This is a genomic window from Mucilaginibacter sp. (genome assembly GCF_965201005.1).
In the GTDB taxonomy this organism is placed as follows: domain Bacteria; phylum Bacteroidota; class Bacteroidia; order Sphingobacteriales; family Sphingobacteriaceae; genus Mucilaginibacter_A.
In genome coordinates this window covers 898,590-923,593 of sequence record NZ_OZ241747.1, presented here as the reverse complement: position 1 = coordinate 923,593, position 25,004 = coordinate 898,590, and the positions used below count along the sequence as shown (strand labels likewise).

General features: G+C 42.2%; 27 protein-coding genes. 8 read left to right on the top strand and 19 right to left on the bottom strand.

Translation table 11 applies throughout. The features are described from left to right. Positions 1-161: 161 nt before the first annotated feature. The 3 genes from ACOFKR_RS04175 to ACOFKR_RS04165 all read left to right on the top strand — a co-directional run bounded on the left by ACOFKR_RS04175 (position 162) and on the right by ACOFKR_RS04165 (position 3,628). Positions 162-1,061 (top strand): helix-turn-helix domain-containing protein, encoded by a 900-nt coding sequence (locus ACOFKR_RS04175; protein WP_419802769.1) that lies wholly within the window; start codon positions 162-164, stop codon positions 1,059-1,061. A gap of 82 nt (positions 1,062-1,143) precedes the next feature. Continuing rightward, positions 1,144-1,986 carry an oxidoreductase gene (locus ACOFKR_RS04170; RefSeq protein WP_419802768.1) on the top strand — a complete coding sequence of 281 codons (843 nt, stop codon included), beginning with the start codon at positions 1,144-1,146 and terminating at the stop codon, positions 1,984-1,986. A gap of 286 nt (positions 1,987-2,272) precedes the next feature. After that, the gene (locus tag ACOFKR_RS04165; RefSeq protein WP_419802767.1) at positions 2,273-3,628 is read left to right on the top strand and encodes an APC family permease; all 1,356 of its coding nucleotides are present in this window, start codon (positions 2,273-2,275) and stop codon (positions 3,626-3,628) included. Positions 3,629-3,692: 64 nt separating this feature from the next. Here the strand turns inward: ACOFKR_RS04165 and ACOFKR_RS04160 are convergent, their stop codons facing one another. From ACOFKR_RS04160 to ACOFKR_RS04110, 11 genes are all read right to left on the bottom strand, one after another. Continuing rightward, positions 3,693-4,790: a hypothetical protein gene (locus ACOFKR_RS04160; RefSeq protein WP_419802766.1), complete on the bottom strand. Its 1,098-nt coding sequence runs from the start codon at positions 4,788-4,790 to the stop codon at positions 3,693-3,695. A 326-nt stretch (positions 4,791-5,116) separates the two neighbouring features. After that, positions 5,117-5,632 (bottom strand): KdsC family phosphatase, encoded by a 516-nt coding sequence (locus ACOFKR_RS04155; RefSeq protein ID WP_419802765.1) that lies wholly within the window; start codon positions 5,630-5,632, stop codon positions 5,117-5,119. Positions 5,633-5,684: 52 nt separating this feature from the next. Further along, complete coding sequence (gene iscX, locus ACOFKR_RS04150; RefSeq protein WP_419802764.1) at positions 5,685-5,927, bottom strand: Fe-S cluster assembly protein IscX; 243 nt, start codon at positions 5,925-5,927, stop codon at positions 5,685-5,687. 17 nt (positions 5,928-5,944) lie between these two features. Beyond that, positions 5,945-6,277 carry a 2Fe-2S iron-sulfur cluster-binding protein gene (locus tag ACOFKR_RS04145; protein WP_419802763.1) on the bottom strand — a complete coding sequence of 111 codons (333 nt, stop codon included), beginning with the start codon at positions 6,275-6,277 and terminating at the stop codon, positions 5,945-5,947. A 25-nt stretch (positions 6,278-6,302) separates the two neighbouring features. Beyond that, positions 6,303-7,079 carry a Rossmann-like and DUF2520 domain-containing protein gene (locus ACOFKR_RS04140; RefSeq protein WP_419802762.1) on the bottom strand — a complete coding sequence of 259 codons (777 nt, stop codon included), beginning with the start codon at positions 7,077-7,079 and terminating at the stop codon, positions 6,303-6,305. A gap of 22 nt (positions 7,080-7,101) precedes the next feature. Beyond that, a complete protein-coding gene (locus ACOFKR_RS04135; protein WP_419802761.1) occupies positions 7,102-7,533 on the bottom strand; it encodes a nuclear transport factor 2 family protein in 432 nt (143 codons plus the stop codon). A gap of 17 nt (positions 7,534-7,550) precedes the next feature. Further along, positions 7,551-10,013, bottom strand: a complete 2,463-nt coding sequence (gene ccsA / locus ACOFKR_RS04130; protein ID WP_419802760.1) for a cytochrome c biogenesis protein CcsA — start codon at positions 10,011-10,013, stop codon at positions 7,551-7,553. 3 nt (positions 10,014-10,016) lie between these two features. After that, positions 10,017-10,430, bottom strand: a complete 414-nt coding sequence (locus tag ACOFKR_RS04125; protein WP_419802759.1) for a cytochrome c maturation protein CcmE — start codon at positions 10,428-10,430, stop codon at positions 10,017-10,019. A gap of 157 nt (positions 10,431-10,587) precedes the next feature. After that, positions 10,588-12,024 (bottom strand): Glu/Leu/Phe/Val family dehydrogenase, encoded by a 1,437-nt coding sequence (locus tag ACOFKR_RS04120; RefSeq protein ID WP_419802758.1) that lies wholly within the window; start codon positions 12,022-12,024, stop codon positions 10,588-10,590. A gap of 152 nt (positions 12,025-12,176) precedes the next feature. Beyond that, the gene (locus ACOFKR_RS04115) at positions 12,177-12,389 is read right to left on the bottom strand and encodes a CcmD family protein (protein WP_419802757.1); all 213 of its coding nucleotides are present in this window, start codon (positions 12,387-12,389) and stop codon (positions 12,177-12,179) included. A gap of 5 nt (positions 12,390-12,394) precedes the next feature. After that, a complete protein-coding gene (locus ACOFKR_RS04110; RefSeq protein ID WP_419802756.1) occupies positions 12,395-13,069 on the bottom strand; it encodes a cytochrome c biogenesis protein in 675 nt (224 codons plus the stop codon). A 200-nt stretch (positions 13,070-13,269) separates the two neighbouring features. Here ACOFKR_RS04110 and ACOFKR_RS04105 point away from each other — a divergent pair, with 200 nt between their 5' ends. The 4 genes from ACOFKR_RS04105 to ACOFKR_RS04090 all read left to right on the top strand — a co-directional run bounded on the left by ACOFKR_RS04105 (position 13,270) and on the right by ACOFKR_RS04090 (position 17,829). Next, on the top strand, positions 13,270-14,214 hold the full coding sequence (locus ACOFKR_RS04105; RefSeq protein WP_419802755.1) for a glycosyltransferase: 945 nt from the start codon (positions 13,270-13,272) through the stop codon (positions 14,212-14,214). 11 nt (positions 14,215-14,225) lie between these two features. Continuing rightward, positions 14,226-16,106 carry a glycosyltransferase gene (locus tag ACOFKR_RS04100; protein ID WP_419802754.1) on the top strand — a complete coding sequence of 627 codons (1,881 nt, stop codon included), beginning with the start codon at positions 14,226-14,228 and terminating at the stop codon, positions 16,104-16,106. A gap of 74 nt (positions 16,107-16,180) precedes the next feature. Beyond that, a complete protein-coding gene (locus tag ACOFKR_RS04095; RefSeq protein ID WP_419802753.1) occupies positions 16,181-16,756 on the top strand; it encodes a D-glycero-alpha-D-manno-heptose-1,7-bisphosphate 7-phosphatase in 576 nt (191 codons plus the stop codon). Then, complete coding sequence (locus ACOFKR_RS04090) at positions 16,756-17,829, top strand: glycosyltransferase family 9 protein (protein WP_419802752.1); 1,074 nt, start codon at positions 16,756-16,758, stop codon at positions 17,827-17,829. The genes ACOFKR_RS04095 and ACOFKR_RS04090 overlap by 1 nt, the downstream gene beginning before the upstream one ends. Before the next feature lie 115 nt (positions 17,830-17,944). Here ACOFKR_RS04090 and ACOFKR_RS04085 read toward each other — a convergent pair whose 3' ends face one another. From ACOFKR_RS04085 to ACOFKR_RS04055, 7 genes are all read right to left on the bottom strand, one after another. Next, complete coding sequence (locus ACOFKR_RS04085) at positions 17,945-18,256, bottom strand: hypothetical protein (protein ID WP_419802751.1); 312 nt, start codon at positions 18,254-18,256, stop codon at positions 17,945-17,947. Between the two features lie 71 nt (positions 18,257-18,327). Further along, entirely contained in the window at positions 18,328-19,047 is a 720-nt protein-coding gene (locus ACOFKR_RS04080) for a pirin family protein (RefSeq protein WP_419802750.1), read from the bottom strand. A 107-nt stretch (positions 19,048-19,154) separates the two neighbouring features. Continuing rightward, positions 19,155-19,736: a Crp/Fnr family transcriptional regulator gene (locus tag ACOFKR_RS04075; RefSeq protein ID WP_419802749.1), complete on the bottom strand. Its 582-nt coding sequence runs from the start codon at positions 19,734-19,736 to the stop codon at positions 19,155-19,157. A 13-nt stretch (positions 19,737-19,749) separates the two neighbouring features. Next, on the bottom strand, positions 19,750-20,025 hold the full coding sequence (locus tag ACOFKR_RS04070; protein WP_419802748.1) for a GNAT family N-acetyltransferase: 276 nt from the start codon (positions 20,023-20,025) through the stop codon (positions 19,750-19,752). A 91-nt stretch (positions 20,026-20,116) separates the two neighbouring features. Beyond that, complete coding sequence (rfbA, locus tag ACOFKR_RS04065) at positions 20,117-20,986, bottom strand: glucose-1-phosphate thymidylyltransferase RfbA (RefSeq protein ID WP_419802747.1); 870 nt, start codon at positions 20,984-20,986, stop codon at positions 20,117-20,119. Between the two features lie 30 nt (positions 20,987-21,016). Further along, on the bottom strand, positions 21,017-21,877 hold the full coding sequence (gene rfbD / locus ACOFKR_RS04060) for a dTDP-4-dehydrorhamnose reductase (protein WP_419802746.1): 861 nt from the start codon (positions 21,875-21,877) through the stop codon (positions 21,017-21,019). A 99-nt stretch (positions 21,878-21,976) separates the two neighbouring features. After that, positions 21,977-23,353: a dipeptidase gene (locus ACOFKR_RS04055; protein ID WP_419802745.1), complete on the bottom strand. Its 1,377-nt coding sequence runs from the start codon at positions 23,351-23,353 to the stop codon at positions 21,977-21,979. A 428-nt stretch (positions 23,354-23,781) separates the two neighbouring features. Between ACOFKR_RS04055 and ACOFKR_RS04050 the strand changes: the two genes are divergently transcribed. After that, on the top strand, positions 23,782-24,738 hold the full coding sequence (locus ACOFKR_RS04050) for a GDSL-type esterase/lipase family protein (protein WP_419802744.1): 957 nt from the start codon (positions 23,782-23,784) through the stop codon (positions 24,736-24,738). A 53-nt stretch (positions 24,739-24,791) separates the two neighbouring features. Here the strand turns inward: ACOFKR_RS04050 and ACOFKR_RS04045 are convergent, their stop codons facing one another. Then, on the bottom strand, positions 24,792-24,944 hold the full coding sequence (locus ACOFKR_RS04045; RefSeq protein ID WP_419802743.1) for a hypothetical protein: 153 nt from the start codon (positions 24,942-24,944) through the stop codon (positions 24,792-24,794). Positions 24,945-25,004 lie beyond the last annotated feature (60 nt).

The following is a 25,004-nucleotide window of genomic DNA, read 5'->3' as shown; positions in this document are numbered from 1 at the left end:
ATCGGCAATAATTGCAAAAGCAAAATTTACGGACATAAAAGAAGCATCATAAAATTTTACACATGCATTTTATCACACCGAAAGTAAAAACGGATTTAGCAAGCAGACGGGCTTCATTGATAGGAAACAAAAAAATCATTTGAATTTCGTAATATTGCATTGTGGAAAAGCCGGAAACAATAGAGGAATTTTACAAAGCAAAGCTGAACAAAGTTCCTGATAATCTAAAAAAAGAAATTGGACATTTTAATGTTTTCAAACTTGATGATTTTGTAGGGCCACGTCCAAAACCTACTCCGTATAGCCGAAAAGACTTTTTTAAAATCAGTTTGATTTTCGGGAAGAATAAAGTCTATTATGCAGACAAGGTTATCGAAATAAAAAAACAGGCGTTGTTTTTTGCCAATCCGCAAATACCCTACACCTGGGAAGCGGCAGGCGAAGAACAGAGCGGTTTTTTCTGTGTTTTCACACCTTCCTTCTTCCATAATTTTGGTTCGCTCACAGATTATAGCGTTTTCCAACCTATAGGCAACCCTGTTTTTGAATTAACTGATGAACAAGCTGATGAATTTAAACAAATATTTCAGCGAATGTTCATCGAAATCAGTTCCGAATACGTTCACAAGTATGATTTGCTGCGTAATCTGGTTTTCGAAATTATACATAAAGCCGTAAAAGCGCAACCGGCTGAACGGGAAGCGAGCAAACAGATTGATGGCAGCAACAGAATATTGCTGTTGTTTTTAGAATTGCTGGAACGGCAATTCCCTATTGAAGACAGCAGGCAAAGAGTACAGTTAAAATCAGCTTCAGATTTTGCAAATCAGTTGTCTGTTCATGTCAACCATCTGAATAAAGCCTTGCAAAAAACCACGCAGAAATCTACATCAGAAATTATTTCGGAACGGCTGTTACAAGAAGCAAAGATTTTATTGAAACATACGCAATGGAATATATCTGAAATTGGCTATACTTTGGGATTTAAAGAGGTAACACACTTTAACAACTTCTTTAAAAAACATTCAAACTTAAACCCAACACAATTTAGAAATGATTGATTTTCGTAATTAAGCATTTGTTTTTCGTTATCTATCCTGTCAACCGGAACCTATCTTTGTTCCATAATAAAAAATATAAATTATGGACAATAAAAAAGTATGGTTTGTAACCGGCGCATCTAAAGGTATCGGCCTTTTACTCGTTAAAAAATTGGTTGAGTCTGGTTGTAAGGTTGCAGCAACATCACGTACTAAAGATGCTTTGGTAAAAGAAATTGGTAAAGAATCTTCAAATTTCCTTCCCCTCGAATTGGATTTAACGGACAGCAGAAAAGTGAGCAATGCAATCGATAAAACCATTGTACATTTTGGAAACCTTGATATTGTAGTCAATAACGCCGGTTATGGGCAACTCGGCACTTTGGAAGAGTTGTCAGACAAAGAAGCGCGTACCAATTTTGATGTCAATGTTTTTGGCAGCATCAACGTGATCCGCGCAGCGATGCCGCAATTGCGAAAACAAAAATCGGGTCATATTTTAAACCTTTCTTCTGTTGCAGGTATCACCGGAGCATTTCCGGGATGGGGCGTTTATTGTGCAAGCAAGTTTGCGGTAGAAGGTTTTTCCGAATCTTTGGCGGCAGAGGTTGCGCCTTTTGGGGTAAAAGTTACGCTCATTGAGCCTGGTTATTTCCGTACGGATTTTCTTGCAGGTTCTTTATCCCTTCCCGAAAACAAAATGGATGAATATGAAGCCGTACGCGAATCGGAAGATATGCATCAAAATCAGATTAGCGGCAATCAACCGGGCGACCCACAAAAAGCGGTGACCGCCATTATGAAAATTGTAGAAGAGCAAAATCCGCCGCTACATTTATTTTTGGGCAGCGATGCGTATGATATGGGTCACAAAAAAATAAAATCTTTAGAAAAAGATTTAGAAGCATGGAAATCGTTGACGCTATCTACGGATTTTGCAGATTAGAAGAGCAATAATTCGTTTTTAGACAACCGTAATTTCAGGACAGATTTTAAAAGGGTTTGCGCCCGTGTAAACTTACTTTTCTTCAAGATAATTTTTACTGTTTTACAATTAAAATTGCCCGCTTTTCTAATTTACACTATTCAGGTTTTTCGGGAAGACATTAATAACAGTTGGTTTTTTTAGTTTAAATCGATGCTATACAATACTTTTTTATCGCATAAAAATCTATCTTCGCTTGGGTTGAAGCAGTTATCCATCTAAATCAATTCAAACTAAGACAGTATTAATGGCGCAAAATCAGGTAAGAAGTTTAGGGCTGATTCATGCTACGGCCATCAACATGACGGATATGGTAGGCATCGGTCCGTTTATTACCTTGCCCATGGTGATCGGGATGATGAACGGCCCCTACTTTCTGTACGCCTGGCTGGCGGGTGCCGTTTTATCTATGGTTGATGCAATGGTTTGGGGCGAGCTGGGCGCGGCTTTCCCGATGGCCGGCGGTTCTTACAATTTCCTGAAAGAAACTTATGGTAAAAATGGCTTGGGCAGATTAATGAGTTTTCTGTTTGTGTGGCAAACCATGATCCAGGCACCGCTGGTTATCGCTTCCGCGGCCATTGGTTTTGCGGCTTATTTTTCTTATTTACTTCCGCTTACGCCACTCGAATCAAAAATGATGAGCGGTGGCGTAGTGGTTTGTATCATACTGCTTTTATACCGTAAAATCGAAGATATTGGCAAAATAAGCGTAGTGCTTTGGGTGGCGGTCATCCTCACCATTTTATGGATTATCGGCGGCGGTTTGGCGCATGGCAACTTTTTGCATCCCGTCCAACACGTTAATGATGGTTTGAGCTTTAACTATGCTTTTGTGGCAGCAATCGGTTTTGCCAGTGTAAAAAGCGTGTACAGCTATCTGGGTTATTATAATGTTTGCCATTTGGGCGGCGAAATCATCAACCCGTCCAGAAATATTCCGCGCAGCATGTTTTTATCCATTGTCGGCATTGCGGTTTTATATCTGATGATGAATATTAGCGTGGTTAGTGTAATCCCCTGGCAACAGGCCAAAAACAGTCAGTTCGTCATCAGCGAATTTATGCAGCACCTGGCTGGCCCAACAGCCGCAAAAATTGTAACCTGCCTGATTTTGCTGGTGGCCTTTGCATCTGTTTTTTCGGCAACTTTGGGCTATAGCCGTGTGCCTTATGCCGCTGCTGCAGATGGTGCTTTTTTTAAAGTATTTGCCAAACTGCACCCCAAAGGCAACTTCCCTTATGTTTCTTTGATTGTTTTAGGGGCGATTGCGTTTGTGTTTAGTTTGCTTTTTAAGCTGAGCGACGTGATCAGTGCCGTACTGGCCATGCGGATCCTGATCCAGTTTATCTCTCAGGCCATTGGTTTGCTTATCCTGAGAAAAACCCGAAACCCTGCAGATTTTCCTTACAAAATGCCTTTTTTTCCGTTGCCCATTTACCTGGCTGTTTTGCTTTGGTTCGGCATTTTGATCTCTACCGGAACAAAAATGGTTTTGGGCGGATTACTGACCATTTCTATCGGCACGGCGGTTTATTTCATTAAAGCAAAAATCAACAAAGAGTGGCCATTTATGCTGATAAAAGAAAATCAGGTTATTTAATTGATGCGGATGCTTCTTTTATCACCCTAAATTTTACCTGCTAAAAACAGCATCGGCCCAAAGCTCAATTATTTTTTAAACCGATTTTGTGATTGGTATAATCGCTCAAAAACTCATTGTTGATAAAAAAATCAATGCTGAAAATGGTGCGGTAATCGCCGGTATTGTTTGGGTTTTGAACTGCTGTTAAATTACTGGCCGCAGTTGTGTTATATTGATAAGTAAACCCCTGATTGGTAACTACTTTTACGGTAGAATTTGCCGGCAAACTGCCCACACCGGTTGTCGCTTTCGGATCTTCGATCAAAGTTACCGATGGCGTACCGGTATCAAACAAAACCAAAGCGGCAGTACTGATTCCATTATAGGTAATCGTAGCCGGAATGTTCGGCGAGTAACCACCTGATGTATAGTAAGTTAACGGATGCAAAACAAACGAATTTGAAGTCAGGTCGGCAGCGGTTAAACCTACTTTTAGCAAACCGGCCACGTATGTTCCTGTTGTGCTAAAACCCGAATTATTGAGCAATGCCAGCCGGAAACCTTTGGTTAAACCGGCTTCCGGGATAGGATAACTTAACGGACTGGCGATGGTATTACTGGCATAATTGGTGCCCGGCCCAACGCCAAAAACATCGCTGGAGTGTGCCGGAAGCTGGTTGCCTTTGCCATCTGTAATTTTATAATACAAAAAAAACGGTACGCGTTTTAAAACTAAGTTTCCGTTTGCATCACCAACGGTTATAGCGGCGTAAGCCAGGTTTCCGTATTCTTTAGTTGAGTTTAATTTATCGCCAAAACTGATCACCGCCTGCTGCGAAGTAACGGTGATGCCATTAATCACAACCGAATCTCCGGTCACGGTAATGCCCGAACTGTTGATCATACTGGCGGGCAGCAGGCCGTTTGCATCCATCGTCATCCCGGAAGAACCGGTATCAAAAACACCGAAATAGTTTACGTTTTGTGTCCCGATTTTAGTGATCGGGATAAAAAGCCGTTTGTTGTTGTTGTTTCCGAACTGGATTAAACCCACCGAAACGGGCTTGGCCGAACTTGGGGCAGGTTGGTTTTTATCTTTTTTGCAGGAAGTAAAAGCAAGCAGTGTTGCCAGGAAAAACAGGTAAATAAATCTTTGGGTATCAACAGGTTTTTGTCTCATCAGTTATGGATTGATTCTGCAATATGCTTTACGTTTATCAAAGTAAAATTTACCCGATAAAAACAGCATTTAAAAAAATACTTTATACGAAAAGTACCGGATAAGTTCGGCTATAATCAACATACTGTTTTTACAGGGGTAAAAACAGTATTGGCCAAATACATCTGCCGTATTTTTACATTACTTCAACACAAAAAAGAAAATGAACTACAAACGGGAGACAAATTTTTGAAATACTTAAACCGCTGTAAAATTTTGTTGGGATTTTTTGCTACAGGGAAATATGCCTGAAATAACTTGCTGATGCTGTTTTTACCGGGTATTTTTCAGAAACTTGTGGCATCTGCCTTCATCCATTTGTCCTGGATTTTCAGCACCTTTTCGATCACATCACGCACGCAGCCTTTTCCGCCCAAAACCGGGGAAGTATATACAGCAACGGCTTTTACTTCTTCACAGGCATCGGCCGGGCAGGTTGGCAAACCAACTTTTTGCATGATATCCAAATCCGGGACATCATCGCCCATGTATAAAATTTCTTCGGGATCGAGGTTCATATCGGCCACTACACGTTCAAAAACTTCGAGTTTATGACTGATCCCCATAAAAACATCTTTCACACCCAAACCATTTAAACGCGATAAAACGCCGCGCGAATGACCACCCGAAATGGTACAGATATAAAAGCCGCATTTGATGGCGTGGTTGATGGCGTAACCGTCTTTTACGTTGAAATGCCGCATTTGGTCGCCATCAGCGGTTACGGTAATGTCGCCGTTGGTGAGCACGCCATCCACATCAAAAATAAAAGCTTTTACGTTTTTTAATTTTTCGAGGAACATGAGGAAGAAGTTAGTTTTCAGTTGATTGTTGACAGAAACCGGAAACTATAACCTACTGATTATCACGCCATTCATAAGCCCAGGCGGTTTGTATCTGCTCCAAATGGCCTTCGGTGCTTTCCTCGCGTTTGCCCACAAAATTTGGTAACGAAAGCACCCATTCCAGCAAATCGGTGAAACGCAAACGGTAAATTTTCGGTTCATCAAAAGCATCACCAAACTTTTCGTAAAGTTCCATGGCAATGTCTTCATAATCGTTCCAGTGTATCGGGAGGGCAAAATCTTTGTTGTTCATAAAATATTTTTCAGTGATCAATGACCCAGAAATTGGGACTGATCCGGGATCGTTACTTCAATATTTCCGTCAATCATCACACATTGGCAGCCCAAACGCGAAGTAATGCGCGGGTTTACCGCCCGGTCTATAAAATCTTCCTCTTTATCAGATATTTCCTGCACGCTGTCCATACCTTTGTTTACGTAAACATGGCAGGTGCTGCAGCCGCAAACGCCGCCGCAATTATGTTGCAGATCAATGCCGTTTTCCAGGCAAACATCCAGTACAGATTCCCCTTCGGCAATTGGCAAATCAACGGTTTGCATTCCTGCTTCTTCAAAGTTGATCCTGACGCTATAAATTTCCATGACGTGCAAAAGTAGTAATTTTAGTTTAGGCAGAATCCCCTTCGCCCATTTTGATAATACCCTGACTAAGCAGCCGGTAAATTTCCTGCAAATCGGGCTGTTGCCGCAACAAACCCAAATGCGTTTGCATTGTGTTCACGTCCCTGCGGATGGCCGGCCCGGTTTGTACGTTTTTAGGCTGATGCTCCTGGCTTTTCAGCGCGGTTTCCAAAATCAGCGGCTTTAACAAATCAAAATCCATTTGTTTTTGCTGAAGCAAATCCGCCGCAACCGCAAACAAATAATTGGGGAAATTACACGCAAAAGTCGCCGACAAATGCAAAGTTTTACGCTGATCGGAATTGATGATTTGTACGTTATTGCTGATCGTCCTGCCCAGTTCAAGCAAAAGCTGCATACTGTTTTTATCGGTACTTTCTATGCAAAGCGGCACCGTTTTAAAATCCATCCCGCGCGTTTTAGAAAACGTTTGCAGCGGATAAAATACACCGCAATTTTCAAAATACTTTTCCAAAATATTCAACCCGACCGCGCCGCATGTATGCACCACCAATACTGTTTTTATGGGGATAAAAGAGGCAGTCTCTTCTACAGCAGCATCTTTTACAGCAATTATAATCAGATCGGTTTCCGCAGAAATTTCGCTTAAACGATCAATCGGTTCTGCTTTTACATGATAAGCCAGTAAAGCGGCATGTTGCAAATTACGGCTCCAGACCTGCACAATTTTGTGCCCGGCGTTTTTTAAAGCCGCGCCCAGATGAGTGGCCACATTGCCGGAACCAATTATCGTGATGCGCATTTTTTAGGTGATAAAAGAAGCATTACAGTTTATAAGCCTGTCTTGCCAGCAACTTCCAGTTACCTTTTTCTTTCACCCAAACCAGCATAATGCCTAAACTTACATTCCCGGGCTTGCCGCCATCATTGGTTTCTGCGGAAAATTTATGCCGGACAATGGCTGTTTGATCTTTTATATTGATGGTTTGATCGGTAAGGTTGATCGTCACAAAATCAGATTGGCCGCTCACAATCGCTTCTACAAATTCTGTTTTGTTTTGGATTTTCCCGCTGGAATGGCCGTAACTTAATCCATCCGAAGCAATATTTTCTAAAGCAGACCGGTTGCCGTCAATCATCGCTTTGGTTAAGGTTTTGACCGCCGCAGCAACCTTTTTCTCTTCTTTGCTTTGCGCTTCTGTTTGCATTGAAACGGCAATCATCAGCATAAAAAATAAACCGGTAATTTTTTTCATGGTAAAAGAAGTATGCGTTAAACTGTTTTCAACTCTTTATTTCTGCGGAAAATAGAAAGTACAAAACCAATCACCATGATGATCGTACCGGACCAAAAAAAGTTGATGGATGGAAACTCGATCGCTTTGATCACGATATAAGGTTTTTCGCCTTCAGGTTTTACATACGTGGTAATTTCCATCATGCCTTTGTCCGGCAAAATGTTGGAGAAACGTACTTTCAGATCGGCACTGTCCACTTTTTTGCTGAAATCAAACTTGCTGCCGCCTTTAATCATAAAAATCGGTTCGGTGGTAAATACTTTGCCATTGCTTTGCACCTCTAATTGTGCACCAACAGAAACATCGTTTTTTGCCATCGGTATATCGCGCACTTTAGCATCTTTTTTAATAGCTTTCAAAATTATCAAACCGGCGCGGTAGCGGATGGTATCGCCAATTTTCATTTCGTGGGCAACCGGTTTGGCATATTCTTTATCATCGTTGCTTTCCGCATGTCCTTCGCTTTCAGCAGTTTGATCGTCTTGAAATTTCATCGGCCAGGCAATGCTTACGTAAGAATACATGTCTTTAAACACATAATGCTTGGTATCAGGAGAAGAAACCAAACCCATTTTACGGTTGGCCTGCGCATTTGGCAGCAAATTAAAATTCTCAATTATTTTACCTGATTTATCATCAACCCGTTTATAATTTACTTTGAAGTAATGGTTCGGGCCGTTTAAAGAATCACCGACATAAGTTGCTGTGTATGGCCCCACTTTTACCGGCGTATTAAAATCCAAACGCAGGTTTTCGCGCGAATTTCCAACCTTTTCAAACGCTTCACCAAAACCAACACCACTATTGTTTATGGTAATGACTTTACTCGTTCCGGAAGCAATAACGGCACCAACCAGCAGCAGGGCAAAACCGATATGCGCCACCGCCGAACCCACTAATTTTGTTTTCCCTTTAAACAGATCAGCCAGGTATTTGGTATTGGCCAGGATGGCATAAACTGAACCGAATATCACCAGCATATAAACCGTTTGCGTATGATACAAACCCGACGACCAGATAATCAACCCGCTTATCAATGCCGCGAACAGCAAATAAACCACCGAGCGGATCAGGAAAGTAGTAGCATCAGACCGTTTGTATTTTAAAAACTGTGCAAAACCAATCAGCAGTGTAATTACGACTGCAAAAGCAGATTGTACAATATTATACAAGCGTACAGGCTCTGTTGGCGGGGCGGTTTTAGTACCGAAAATGGCATTCCAAACCGGGATGGAAGTAACGATAACCAGTTGCAGGCATGATAAAGCCAGAAAAATTGCACCCACAAACATCCAGAATTCGCGGGAATAAGTTTCTTCGTCTTTTTTGGTGATGGGCAGTTCCTTCCAGCGGGAAACCAGCATCCAAACCGAAATAGCGATAAAGGCAAACAAAAAAATCAGCAGTTGTAAGTTCATACCTAACTCTGTAAAAGCGTGTACAGAAGTGTTGCCGAGAATGCCGCTCCGGGTTAAAAAAGAAGCATATAAAACAAGTATGAAACTGATAATGACCAGGAACGCAGCGGTAAAATAAGAATGACCAGTATTTTTAAAAACAATTAAAACATGCACGCCGCCAATCAGCGTTAACCAGGGGATAAAAGAAGCATTTTCCACCGGGTCCCAAGCCCAAAACCCACCAAAATTTAACGATTCATAAGCCCAGAAAGAACCCATGATAATACCGGTCCCTAAAACCATCACTGCAAAAAGTGCGTAGGAAATAGCGGGCTGAACCCATTCTTTATACCTGCGCTGCCATAAACCGGCAATCGCATAAGCAAACGGCACAACCATCGAAGCGAAACCCAAAAACAACGTTGGCGGGTGAATCACCATCCAGTAATTTTGCAATGTAGGGTTTAAACCATTGCCGTCTTTAATATAATTTAGATAATCCGGTCGACTAAATATTGGTGCCTCAATTGCTTGTCTTAAAAGAATAAACGGAGAACTACCAACCCTGGTTCCAAAAATCTCAACTCCAATTAACATGGAAGCAATGAAAGATTGTGATAGAGCAACAACTGTCATTACTGAGTTTTCCCAAGATTTCGCTTTCCAGATTAAAATATTTCCTAAAACTGCCTGCCAAAATCCCCAAAGCCAAAAGCTACCTTCCTGCCCTTCCCAGTAACTGGAAATGATATAGTAAACAGGCAACGTTTTGGAGGAATGCGCCCAGGCATAATGATACTCGAAAAGGTGCGTATAAATGATATAAAACAGGCAAGAACCAATACCAATAACCGAAAGTGTGTTGATAAAATACCCGTAACGCGCAAAAGTTTTCCAAGAAGAATCTAACTGGTTTTTGTTAACCGTCGCAAAGTAATAACTAATGGCAGAAAACAGTGCAGAACCAAAAGCCAGCACCACAAAGATTTGACCAAGCTGGCCCGGAAAAAGGTGCTCGCCTGTAAAATGAGTCTCCATTAATTAAATTGAAGCTTGTTTGGATGCTTTTGCCTCAGTAACGTCTAATTTGTCCTGTGTATATTTTGAAGGGCATTTCATCAGGATTTTTGAGGCATGAAATTCGTTTCCAACCATTTGCCCGGTCAAAACAATTTGTTCCGAACGTTCGAAATCCTGCGGCTTGGTACCGGTAAACACGATTTTGCATTCTTCGCCTTTATTGTCTTTCATAAAAAAAGAAAAATAATTGGCATCTTTTTTTGCATCGTAAATCAGTTGTTTTTGTTTGTTGAGATGACCAACCACATGCAATTCGCTTTGCGTAGTTTTTGCTTCTTTGAAAGAACCATACGTACTGGTATCTGCATATGTGCTAATGATGATGCAGATTGCAACGGCAATCACGATAATACCTAAAATTGAACTTTTTTTCATCAGAATATTTTCCGGTTTATTAACGCCACGAAAATACGAAACATCCCCCGGATTATTTTTTTTACCGTTTGTATATCTTATTTAGAAACATTATAAATAAAAGAAGCGTCCCCTGGTTTTGGCGATGCTTCTTTTATCGGGTAAAATTTGGAATAGTTTATGGCCAAACGCCCAGGTTTTTGTATGATACCGCGATCTTATTAATTGCAACCACAAATGCTGCCGTACGCAATGTATCGATTTTAGGGTTAGAAATATAGGTTTCGCGGATTTCATGGTAAGAACGGATCATGGTATCTTCCAGACCGGAGTTTACCAATTCCAATTCTGATGCGCCTTTTACAATAGTTGCACGTTGCATCGGCGTTAAAGCCACACCCGTTAAACCTTCCACCATGTTGACTAAATTTAAACTGGCTGTTTCTTCAAAACGGCGGTTGATACGGCCGAAAGACACATGCGACAGGTTTTTCAGCCATTCAAAATAAGAAACGGTAACGCCGCCAGCATTCGCATACATATCCGGCACAATAATGCCGCCGCGTGCTGTAAATATGGCTTCGGCTTCCGGGGAAGTTGGCCCGTTTGCACCTTCAACAATAATTTTTGCCTGAATTCGGCCAATATTATCGCCCGTGATCTGATTTTCCAGCGCAGCCGGAACCAGAATATCGCATGGCTGCTCCAAACCTTCGCCAGAGTTTTTAAATTCCTGCATGGTCAGCGGGTAACCTAAAATAGAACCGGTTGCTTTTCTATGCTCAAAAACAGTATCTATGTCCAGGCCGTCTTCATTATAAATAGCACCTTCAAATTCGCAGATACCAACAATCAATGCACCAAACTCAGCCAAAAATTTAGCCGAATAAAAACCCACGTTGCCCATTCCCTGCACAATCACGCGCTTACCGGTAATGCCTGGCATCAACCCTAATTTTTTCATGTCCTCGGCAACGCTCACACACTCACGCGTGGCAATGGCTACGCCACGACCGGTTGCTTCCCGCCGTCCGGCAATGCCATGCAAGGCAATCGGTTTTCCGGTCACGCAGCCTAAAGCATCGCCCTGGCCGGGGTTCATTGTGGCATAAGTGTCTGCAATCCAGCCCATTTCGCGTTCTCCGGTACCGTAATCCGGTGCCGGAACATCAATGCTTGGGCCAATAAAATTTTTCTTGATCAACTCCACCGTGTAGCGGCGGGTGATATTTTCCAGTTCTTGTTCAGAGTATTTTTTTGGGTTGATTTTGATGCCGCCTTTTGCGCCGCCAAATGGTACGTTTACGATAGCGCATTTGTACGTCATCAAAGCGGCCAGGGCCATCACTTCGTCTTCATTTACCATTTCGCTGTAACGGATACCGCCTTTTGTGGGCGATTGGTGGTGCGAATGTTCTATCCGCCAGGCATCAATTACCTCAAAGCCGTTGCCTTTGCGAATGGGGAAACGAAAACGGTAAACGCTGTTGCATGACCGGATTTGATCCAGCAAACCGGCATCAAGATGGGTAAATTGTGCGGCGTGATCAAAAAACTGACAAACATCCCCAAAGAAGTGATTTTCTGTTTCCGGCAGAACTATTGAATTACTCATAATAAAATATTGTTACGTTAATTGGTTTAATAAAAAGGCATGCAAATTTGGTGCAAATTTTTCCAATTTCGCAATTTTCGCATTTTTTAATAAATCCAAGGTATACGTTTCAACATCCGGCCGGGTTTGTAATTTTGATTGATAAAAGAAGCTTAGTTCTCGCGTTCGAGTTTTTTTAAACGCCGATCTATGCTGAAAAGATAAATTGCCAGTCCCACAAAAATAATCACTATGGTTGCAATTACCACATAAATTTTCCCGGAACTGCGCATCTGATCGGCCATTTCTACCTCATTGGTTTGCTGCGCGAACGAAAAAAAGGCAGATAAAAACAGTATCAAAAACGGAAGCAATATTTTTTTCATCAGGCTTAATCTATAGTGTTTCTTTTGTTTTCAATAAGGCGGATGCGGTAACGTAAAGTGGCAATCCAGACGGCAATCAGCGGCCAGGCAATAAAGGCCGGATAAAGCACCACACGCATCCGGCTGTCCAGATCGTATTTGCCAAAAGCCGGGTTTCCACCGTTGCCGGGATGCAGGGAATCGGTTAATCTCGGCAGGATAAAGATCAGCACAATCATAATCGGGAACGCAAAAATGTTGTACACCGCGGATATTTTTGCCCGTTTTTGCTCTTCATCAATCGAATTCCGCAACACCAGATAAGCACAATAAAGCAGGAAAGCGATGGCTGCGCTATTTTGCTTAGGGTCATTGCTCCAAAATTCGCCCCAAGCATATTTTGCCCAGATCATGCCGGTGAGCAAGCCGAAAATAAAAAAAACCACACCGGTGTTTACACATTCTACAGCAATCAAATCGTATTCTTCTTTATTTGTGCGCAAATATTTAATGCTGTAAAAAACCGAAATACTAAAAATCACCAGCATCGCCATCCACATCGGCACATGAAAATACAAATTGCGGATGGTTTCGTGCAGGATTGGCAGTGCGGGTACGTGCAGTAACAAACCTGCAATCAAGGTATAGATTACCATAACTACAGCCAGCACCTTCCACCAGCTTTTATAAATGAATTTCATTTTGAAAATTGTTGCGCAAAGGTAGCACTTGCATCTCAAACCAGATAATTTCCCGACTGACCGTTTGTTTTTTTATGCGATAAAAGAAGCACGAGAGCGGTGCACCAATAATTTTCGACCGAATTTAAAAACCAAACAAAATATTACGGTGTTAGCAAACACACAACAAGTTTAGCAACTTATTTGATTGAATTTTTTACATGGCGCAACGTTACAAAGTTTTTACCTGGCCTGTCCATCAGCAATATATGTTTGCATTGGCGCAGGGCGAGGTTGATTTTTTTGTTCCCGAAGGACAAAATGCTTCTTTTAAGGCACAATTTTCGGCACAAAAAAATGTAACAGAAGTTGCACTTCCTGAGTTAAAAAACCTGGATTTTGATCTGGTTTTGTTTCAGGACGAAGCAGGTTATCAAACCCGGCAATTTGAAATTTTATCAGAGCAGCAACGTCAGCTTCCGAAAATTTATTTAGAACATCATCCGCCTAAACAACATCCCACAAATGCCAAACATTTTGTAAAAGATGCTGACGTTCAGTTAGTTCATGTTAATCCTTACAATGCTTTGATGTGGGACAACCATGAGTTGAATGTTACTGTAATTGAAAATGGCGTGCCCGAAACCCCGATTTCCTTTTCAGGGGAAAAACCGGCAGGTGTAATTGTTTTGGAAGAATTTCCGGCAGATGACCGCGTGACCGGGATGGACATTTTTAGGCAGGTAAAAGAAGCATTGCCGATAGAAATTATCCAAATCGGTAAAGATGGCGTAACTTACCAAAACCTGCCCGAAAAACTTTGCCTGTACCGTTTTCTGTTTTGTGCGGATCGCTATCAAAGTCCGCAGTTTTCGGTTTTTATGGCCATAATGCTGGGCATACCGGTTGTTGGTTTGGGCACAACCGCTTTGCCAGCTATGATTGAAAATGAAGTTTCCGGCTTTGCACATACTGATTTAAACTACCTGACGAGCCAGATGAAAAACCTGCTCAACAATCAACGCTTAGCTGTGCAGCTTGGGGCAAATGCACAGAAAACTGCAACCTCACTCTATACTTTAAACCGTTTTTTAGCCGATTGGAACCAATTATTTGCGCGTACTGCTTACAAAAGCACTATTACCAACCACAATTTAATTGTTTAAATTATCTGATTATGAAAAACAGGATAGCCTTTATCAGTGAACATGCCTCGCCGCTGGCCACACTGGGCGGTGTGGACAGCGGCGGCCAAAATGTTTATGTAGGCGAACTGGCCAAGCACATTGCGCAATCCGGTTATGAAGTTGATATTTTTACCCGGCGCGATGATGTCCGTTTTCCGGAAATCGTTTCCTGGGTACAGGGTGTTCGGGTAATCCATGTAACTGCCGGCCCGGAAACTTTTGTCGTAAAAGAAGATTTGCTGCAATATATGCCGGATTTTACGGCAGAAATGATTGCTTTTATCGCCCGCGAAAAAATAGATTATGCTTTGGTCCATGCCAATTTCTGGATGTCGGGCCTGGTGGCTTGTAATCTTAAAAAGCAGTTAAAATTGCCTTTTGTAATCACTTATCACGCTTTGGGCCATGTTCGGCGCATTCATCAGGGCGAGCAGGACAAGTTTCCGAAAGAACGGATTTTAATTGAAGAAGAAATTGCACGCCAGGCCGATCAGATTGTGGCCGAATGTCCTCAGGACCAAGAAGATCTGATCAATTATTACAATGCCGATCCGGAGAACATTACGATCATTCCCTGCGGATTTTGCCCGACAGAATTTTATCCGATTGATAAAAAGCTGGCGCGGATGATCCTCAACCTCGAGACCAACGAAAACATTATTTTGCAATTAGGCCGGATGGTTCCGCGCAAGGGAATTGACAACGTGATCCGGGCTTTGGTAAAAGTTAAAAAAACGGATACACCTTTGCGTTTGGTGGTGGTTGGGGGCGAATCTGACAATCCCGAAAGCGATCAAAACCCGGAAATGCTGCGCCTGAAAAAGCTAGCTGCCGATCATGGCGTTACAGCAGATGTTACCTTTGTTGGCCGCAAAAACCGCGATATTTTAAAATATTATTATGCTGCCGCGGATATTTTCATCACCACGCCCTGGTACGAACCTTTTGGCATTACGCCGCTGGAAGCAATGGCCTGCGGAACGCCGGTTGTTGGGGCAAATGTGGGTGGCATCAAACACAGTATTGCCGATGGCAAAACCGGTTTCCTGGTCCCGCCAAATAACCCGGATGCGTTGGCACAAAAAATATTTGAACTCATCAGCAATAAAAAACTGCTGAACGATATGCGCGATAACGCTATCCGCCGCGTAAATGCTTTATTTACCTGGCATAAAATCTCGGAAATGGCCATCAGCATGTATGAAAAAATCATTCATGGCAATAATTTATTGAGCGAGGAAGACAACCAGCTTACACTAATCGATCAGGCTTTTGATAAGGCAGCCGATACATTTATGCGTGCAAAAAGAGCGTTGCGCATTCCGGTTGCCAAAGCCGCCACGCTGATTAGCAATGCTTTGGCCACCGATAAAAAACTATTGGTTTGCGGCAACGGCGGCAGTGCAGCCGGCAGTTTGCATTTTACATCTGAAATGATGGGCTATTTTGAAAGTTCGGACCGACAGGGCTTACCGGTCATTTCCTTGGCCGCCGATACTTCTGTAGTTACCGGTTTTGCCAATGATAGTGGTTTTGACGATGTTTTTTCGCGCCAGATTGAAACTTACGGCAAAAAAGGCGATATTCTGCTTTGTTTAAGCACCAGCGGCCAATCGGTAAATATAGTAAATGCCATAAAAGTTGCCCACAAAAAACAAATGACCTGCATTGCCTTGCTGGGAAAAGGCGGCGGTGATGCTGCCACTTATGCGCATTTGAACATTATTGTGCCTTCCAATAACCAGCACCGTATCCAGGAAGTTCATCTACATCTTTTGCACACAGTTTCCCGGTTGGTAGAAAATAATTTGTTCAGCAGAAAAACCAAAAATATAGCAGTTAAAAAACCGGTTTCAATTAAACAACACTGATTTTTGGTCGATAAAAGAAGCATTTATTTTATCAACTGAAATTTAAAACCAGAATGTTTGATACTTTAGCCTGAATGAACAAGGCCATTTTTATTGATAAAGACGGAACGCTGATCCCGGATATCCCTTACAACGTCAACCCGGATCTGATCACGCTGAACCCGGGCGTAATTGAAGGTTTAAAATTGCTGAAAGCGCAAGGTTTTATGTTCATCATGATTTCCAATCAATCCGGTGTGGCGCGTGGTTTTTTTGAGGAACCGGCTTTAATCAACGTAAAAAACAAAGTACAAAGTTTGCTTTTGGCAGATGATCTGCAGTTTGAAGATTTTTACTGGAGCTTCAACCATCCGCAGGGAACTGTTGAAAAATACACCGTAGAATGCAATTTCCGCAAGCCAAAACCCGGTATGATTTTGCAGGCTGCGGAAGAACATCAGATCGACCTGAAAAATTCATGGATGATCGGTGATATTTTGAACGATGCGGAAGCAGGAAAACGGGCTGGCTGCCAAACGGTTTTGATTGATAACGGCAACGAAACCGAATGGCTTGCAGGAGAATACCGGACACCGGATTACAAAGCCCGGGATTTTTTGCAGGCGGCCATTTACATAACCGATGTGCACAGTACAGATTTTGGGATTTGATGGAAAACTGGCATAACTGTAAAAATATTTTGGTGGTCCGGCTGGATAACATGGGCGATTTGCTGATGTCAACGCCGGCCATCCGTGCGTTAAAAGAAAGTTTTGGCAGCCGGATCACTATCTTAACTTCTTCTATGGCGGCCGGTATTGCGCACCATATCCCTGAAATTGATGAGATCATCACCTTTAACGTGCCCTGGGTAAAAACCAACAATGCTTCTTTTAGCCATGAATTTTTGGTGTTGGCCGAGGTTTTAAAAGCCAGAAACTTTGATGCAACGGTCATCTTCACGGTTTTTAGCCAGAACCCGATGCCGGCCATCATGCTCACTTATCTGGCCGATATACCCAACCGGCTGGCTTATTGCCGGGAAAATCCGTACGAGTTATTAACAGATTGGGTGCCCGACCCGGAACCGTACACTTTTATCAGGCACCAGGTAGAACGTGACCTGGATTTGGTGCGAAGTGTTGGTGCCACAACCGCCAGCAGCTTTTTATCGCTCGAAATACCGGAAGCCTGGCCATCAGCCCAAAAAATACTTGCTAAAAACAGCATTGATCTGCAAAAACCCTGGCTGGTTTTGCATCCGGGCGTAAGCGAACTAAAAAGACAATATCCAACCAAAAACTGGATCGAAACCGGCAGAAAACTGACTGATTTAGGTTATCAGATTTTGCTGACAGGCTCTGCTTCCGAAAAAAAACTGACCGACGAAATCCGGCAAGGCATCGGCACCAATGGTTTTTCAATGGCTGGTTTATTCAGCTTAGACGAGTTTATCTGCCTGATCAATAAAACGCCGCTCCTGCTTTCAGTCAACACCGGGCCGGTGCATATTGCCGCGGCCACGCTAACGCCGGTAGTGGTTTTGTATGCGCAAACCAATCCGCAGCACACGCCCTGGAAAACACCTTCAAAAGTGCTTTATTTTAACGTTCCGGAAGCGTTAAGAAGCAAAAACGAAGTGTTGAAATCTGTACAGAACCATCAGGAAAACGTACCGGAAACCATTGAAGCTGAAGAGATTATGAATGAAGTTTCTGCACTTTTGTTGTTTAGGCACCGCTAAAACAGATGCTTCTTTTACAGGTATAATTTTGGGCTGATCAAAAGAAAAATATTTTAATCCAACATCCAAGATTTTTATAAAAAAATCCCGGAACAGACGAAGATAACAGAAAAACCTAATGGCCTTGCTTGGCCAAAGCTTCATAAATTTCGGCACTGAGCAAACCGCTGCCACCACCATAATGCTGCAAAAATATTGGCGGCGGATTTTGTGTGCTAAAAACAGCTTTCAGTTTTTCTTCACTTTCCGGTTCGATGCCAGCACAAAACAATACAATGCCAACACGCTGCTGCTGAAATAGTTGGATTGCTTCTTCATCGGTTTTTGCGCCGATACCGTTCCATTTTTCATTAGTGTTGATCAGCCTCAAAACAGTAGCTAAAATTAACGGATCGCGGTGGATGGCGAGGATATTTAAACGGTGCATGTTTTTATAACGAAAGAAACCGGAAGTTTAATCTTCCGGTTGACCATTAAAAAGGGAAATATGTTATCGGATCAAATATTCAAGGGTACGTCCATCAGCAAAATTTCTGTACCGGCAGAATCAGCTTTGATTTCCAGCTGACTAACATCCCAGATACCAAAACCATCCCGACGGTTCAATTGCTTTCCGTTTATGGTTGCATCGCCTTCAATCACAAATACATAAACGCCGTTTCCGGGTTTTTGAAGCTGATAATTTGTGGTAAAACCTGCATCAAATTTACCCAGACTAAACCAGGCATCCTGCTGCGCCCAAACGCCGGGACCATTTGGGTTTGGTGATAAAATTTGCTGGAAATTATTGTGCCGGTCGTTCACATCCAAAGAAACCTGATCGTAACGCGGCGCACCGTTTAGTTTGTTCGGGAACAGCCAGATTTGCAAAAACTGCACTTGCCGGTTGGCATTTTTATTTTTTTCGGAGTGAAAAACGCCTGTCCCTGCACTGATCAACTGCACATCGCCTTTACGGATTACACCAATGTTGCCCAGATTGTCTTCATGCTGTAAATCACCTTCCAGCGGAATGCTGATGATTTCCATATTATCGTGCGGATGACTGCCAAAACCTCTGCCACCGGCAACAGTGTCATCATTCAATACACGCAATGCCCCAAACTGAACCCGATCCGGGTTATAATATCCGCCAAAACTAAAACTATGATAACTGTTTAGCCAGCCATGGTTTGCGTGGCCACGACTATCGGCCGGATGAAAAATGGTATTTGCCATACTGTTTTTACCGCTAATTTTTACACATCAGGAATTGATGATTTTGATTAGCTGAACAAATATACGTGTTATAACATGCATATTTGTTGACACAAATCAATAAAGTATTATTTGTTGCGCAGCAACGAAGCCCGGATACGACTTAAAGCTTCGGGCGTGATACCAATGTAAGACGCAATCTGGTATTGCGGTACGCGCTGAGGTAAATTTGGGTATTTTTTGATAAAGTTGAGATAACGCTCTTCTGCAGAAGCAGTTATAGCCGTAAAAAAACGGTTTTCCAACACAGCATAAGCACGCTGCACCAGTAAACGGAAAACACGCTCCAGTTTTGGTATCTGCTGAAAAAGTAATTCTTTACTTTGATGGGAAATTTGTAAAAGCTCGGTTTCTTCAATGGTTTCAATGTACAAATGCGAAGGGATTTGTTCTGTAAAACTCACCATATCGCTCACCCACCAATCTTCTACGGCAAACTGCAAAATTATTTCTTCGCCATTTGGGTCAATATAATACCTTTTTAAACAGCCTTTAACCAAATAAGCTTCAAAATCGCAAACCTGGCCGCTGCTCAGCAATAATGTTTTTTTCCGGTAGGTTTTATGCTGAAAATGTTCGTGTATCAAAGTCAGTTCACCGGCTGATAAATCAACATAACTGGTTAAGTTTCTATCAAATCCGGTAAACATAAGCTGGAAATTATTAGCTGATCAAATCCTGATATTGCGGATGCTTTTGCAAATAAGCCTGCACAAATTTGCAGTAAACCTGCACTTTCAACTGCTTTTGCCGCGCATAATCCAATGCAAACCCGGCCAGTTCAGAACCGATACCTTGTCCTTCGGCAGCTTCTGGCACTTCGGTGTGCATGATAGATATCGCGTTGCCTTGTATTTCATAAGTAATTAAGGCGAGCCCTTCCGGCGTTTCCAGTTCAAATTGGTTTGTTGCTTCGTTTACCTTGATTTTTTCGTTCATGATCTTAATTTTTATGCTGAAGGCTATGAGCAATCAGTTTTCAGCAATCAGTAAACACTGAGAGCTAACAACTAATTGCTGATCACTAAATTTACTTTGTATTATGCAGCAATTTTAACAAATATGCACCGTAACCACTTTTTTTGTACCGCTCGGCCATTATGCGCAACTGTTCTTCGTTCATAAAACCACGGCGGAAAGCCACTTCTTCTATACAGCCAATTTTGGTGTCCTGGCGCTTTTCAATCACGCGTACAAACTCGGTGGCATCACTCAGCGAATCAAAAGTACCGGTATCCAGCCAGGCCGTGCCGCGGTCCATCACGCCGACATGCAATTTTTTTCGTTCCAGATATACTTTGTTTACATCGGTAATTTCGTATTCGCCACGCGGGGAAAGCGGGATATCTTTGGCAATCTGTACCACTTCGTTATCATAAAAATACAATCCCGGCACCGCATAGTTGGATTTTGGCCGGTCAGGTTTTTCCTCGATAGACAAAGCTTTAAAATCTCCGTCAAACTCCACCACACCGTAACGTTCCGGGTCGGAAACCTGATAAGCAAAAATGGCCGCCCCGTCAACATTGTTAAACTTACGCATCAAACGGCCGAAATTTGTACCGTAAAAAATGTTATCGCCTAAAATCAACGCCACTTTATCATTCCCTATAAATTCTTCGCCAATTACAAAAGCCTGAGCCAAACCGTTTGGCGTTTCCTGCACGGCAAACTCAAATCGGCAGCCCAATTCGCTGCCATCGCCCAGCAAACGTTTAAAACTGGAACTGTCTTCGGGCGTGGTAATGATTAAGATTTCGCGGATATCCGAATGGATCAAAACCGATAACGGATAATAAATCATCGGTTTATCGTAAATCGGCATCAATTGTTTGCTGATGGCTTTGGTGATCGGGTACAAACGCGTGCCGGAACCGCCTGCCAATATTATTCCTTTCATACTGTTTTTATCGGGGTAAATTTGGGTTGATTATTGATTTTGTAGAGCTTGGATACACCGCTCCAAACTATGGCGCCAGTAAGGTATTTCGATGCCGAACGTTTTTTTGATTTTCGCTTTGTCCATCACCGAATAAGCCGGACGCGTGGCTTTGGTCGGATATTCTGACGTACGGATCGGATAGGTTTTCACATCGGTTTTGCTAATATCGAAAATTCCCTGCGCAAAATCATACCAGGAAGTTACGCCTTCGTTGCTGTAATGATAAAGCCCGTATGCATTACTTCCTGATTCGATGAGCTGCAAAACCGCCGAAGCCAGATCAATTGCATAAGTTGGCGAACCGATCTGATCGGCAATTATTTTCAGTTCGTCCCGGTCATTCCCCAACTTCAGCATGGTTTTCACAAAGTTGTTTCCATGTTCAGAATAAAGCCAACTGGTGCGCAGGATAAAGTATTTTTCGGTATAATCAGCTATTATTTGCTCGCCTTCCAGTTTGGTCAAACCGTAAACACTGATCGGGTTTGCCGGATCGGTTTCCACCAGCGGATGCGGCGAATTGCCTTCAAACACAAAATCAGTAGAAATCTGCACCAAAGCAGCATCAAACTGCCTGCACAAAGCGGCAATATTTTCTACACCGGTTTTGTTGATTTTTCGGGCTAAATCCAGCTCCTCTTCGGCCTTGTCCACAGCCGTATAAGCAGCACAATTGATGACATATTTAGGCTGATGTTTGGCAAAAAGTGCCTGCAAAGCTTCCGGGTTCAAAATATTGCCTTCCGTTTCATTAGGGAAAGCAATATCGGTGATGTCCATTTCGGCAGCAACCTGTTTTAAACACTGGCCAAGCTGACCGGAAGCACCGAACACAATTATTTTACTCATTTGGTTGGATTGAATTTATGATCTGTTTTTGAAAATAAGCCTTCAAACTTCAATCATACAACAATTTTTTGTACGATAAAAGAAGCATTCCTGTTCAGGTTAGTTTTCTGCGGACAATTCTGCAAAATATTTATAAAACAACGGGATGGTTTCGATGCCTTTGTAATAATTGTAAATATCATATTTTTCGTTTGGCGAGTGCAGCGCATCACTATCAAGCCCAAAACCCATCAATACTGTTTTTATGCCTAATTCCTGCTCAAATAAAGCCACAATCGGGATGCTGCCGCCGCCGCGCGTTGGGATTGGCTTTTTACCAAAAGACGCTTCAATTGCTTTTTCTGCCGCCCGAAATGCTACGCTTGAAGTTGGCGTAACCACCGGCTCGCCGCCGTGGTGCGGCGTAACTTTTACTTTCACGGATTTTGGGGCGATGCTTTTAAAATGCCGGGTAAACAGTTCGGTAATATGTGCCGAAGTTTGATTGGGCACCAAACGCATCGAAATTTTGGCCGAAGCTTTGGATGGCAGCACCGTTTTGGCACCTTCGCCGATGTATCCGCCCCAAATGCCGTTCAGCTCCAGCGTTGGGCGCGTGCCGGTACGTTCCAAAGTAGAATAGCCGGTTTCGCCCCAAAGTTCCTGCACATCCAGATCTTTCTTGTATTCCTGCGGATCAAACGGTGCTTCGTTTAGGGCATGTTTTTCGTTGGCGGAAAGTTCGGTCACTTCATCATAAAAACCAGGAATGGTAATGTGGTTGTTTTCATCATGCAGCGAAGCAATCATTTTTGCCAGGATGGTGATCGGATTGGCCACCGCGCCACCGTAAACGCCCGAATGCAGATCTCGGTTTGGGCCGGTAACCTCCACTTCAAGATAAGACAAGCCGCGCAAACCGGTTTCCAACGATGGGTTTTCCATACTGATCATTGAGGTATCGGAAATCAAAACCACATCTGCTTTCAGTTTTTCTTTGTTTTGCTGAACGAAAATGCCCAAATTATCCGAGCCAACTTCCTCTTCGCCCTCAATCATAAATTTGATGTTGCAGGGCAAAGTTTGGGTTTGCACCATCAGCTCGAAAGCTTTAATGTGCATATAAAACTGTCCTTTGTCATCGCAGGCACCGCGGGCATAAATTTTACCATCGCGGATGGTTGGTTCAAAAGGCGGCGTTTTCCACAACTCCAACGGGTCTGGCGGCTGCACATCGTAATGGCCGTACATCAAAACAGTTGGTTTTTTTGGATCGGTTATTTTCTCACCATAAACCACCGGATAACCAGCCGTTTGGCAAACTTCAACTTGTTCTGCACCGGCTTCACGCAGCTTTTGGGCCACGTATGCTGCTGCGTGTAAAACGTCGGGTTTGTATTTCGGGTCTGCACTAACGGAAGGAAAACGGAGCAGTTCAAACAGTTCGGTCAAAAACCGGTCTTTGTTAGCTGCAATATAATCTTTGATAATTTGCATCAGTATAAGTTTTGAGCAAACCTACACAAAAATTTTACGGGGTTTATTTTGGGTTGAAGCCTTTCGCTGCAGATTTATTTTCTCCAGGTGCTGTTCATCCCAAAAAACAGGCGATAAAAGAAGCATGGTACTTTTTGAAACAATTCCTGATCCTTTTAAAAAAAGCCGACAGGAAGATGTATTGAATTCGCTGTATAAATTTTATTTCCTATTTCAATTGCTGTCGGCAAGTTCACAATGCTTCTTTTACTGCCTAAATTTTGCCCTTATAATTGTTGCTGAAATAAAAAATCACCAAAACAACCAAATTTGAGGTGATAAAAGAAGCACATAAAATATATTGAACAAAATTTCAACAAACCTTAGTAAACAGGCATAATAAACCTATATTCGTTACCGGGTTTCGTTCATAGCAATCATAAAAATAAATGGCTTTCAGGTCTGTTCGTTTGCTGCTTTTGATTATTGCCGGTTTTACCTCAGCAACAGTCAGGGCGCAAAAACCAAGTTGTTCTTTGTCTTCAAAATTATATAGTAAAGACAGCATCAACATCACAACTTTTGGCGCAAGTACTGTAGCAGGAATAAACGGATTACAATTTCAGCCCTTTTTAAAAGCAGATTTTGAAGCCTGCTATCCGGGCAAAACGGTAATAGTCGGAAACTTTGGCATTCCGGGGCAAACTACCACGCAAGGTTTGGCCAGGTTTGAATCCACCATAATAAATAAAAAAGGTTTTCTTTTAATTTTAATAGGTTTAAATGATGCGCTGGCAATTGTTGACAAAAAAATGAAAATTACCGAAACACAAAGCAACATGAACAAGATGGTTGAAATTGCTTTGGCTTACAATCTAATACCAGTTATCGGGACAATACAATATTTAAACGCTGCAAATAACAAACGGTATCAAAATGCAAACTTTGTGATCCGGCAGATCAACATAATTTACAGGAGGATTGCAACAAACAAAAAAGTTTATCTTTCAGATATCAATGCAACTTTAGGAAAAGATTTTAACTTGTACCAAGATCCTGTACACCCAAATGCAGCCGGAAACATGCGCATCGCCTACGCCTGGTTTGATACCATTAATACGGTCATAGAGCAAAAATTTTTGCTTTCAGGCTTAAACCAAAATTACCCAAATCCTGCTGTTGGAAAAACCAACATTGGCTTTAGCTTGTCACAATCCAACAAAGTTACGGTAACGATGTACAACATGGCAGGCGCAATTGTAAGAACACTTGCAAATACCTATTTCAATTCCGGATATCATGAAATTGAAGTTTCCACTTCGGGTTTTATGCCCGGAGTTTATATTTATACCATGCAAACCCCAACAGAACAATTTGTTAAAAAGATGGTTGTGATCGGACGGTGATAAACATCTTTTACAAACCGTTTTTAATTTTAGTTATAAAATTTTTGTAAAGTTTAATCATAAGTTCCGCTTGGCCTTTTATCACCGCCGCCACTTTTCATTATAGTTTTTTTAATTAAATCATTTGTTGGCTCAACATTTTCTTTTTTGCAAGATACCGTACAAACAGTTGCAAATGCAAAAATCACAATAATAAACTTTCTCATAAATTTGATGTTGTTAGATTTAAAATCAATATACAAGTTTGTACGTAACGTTTATGTTAT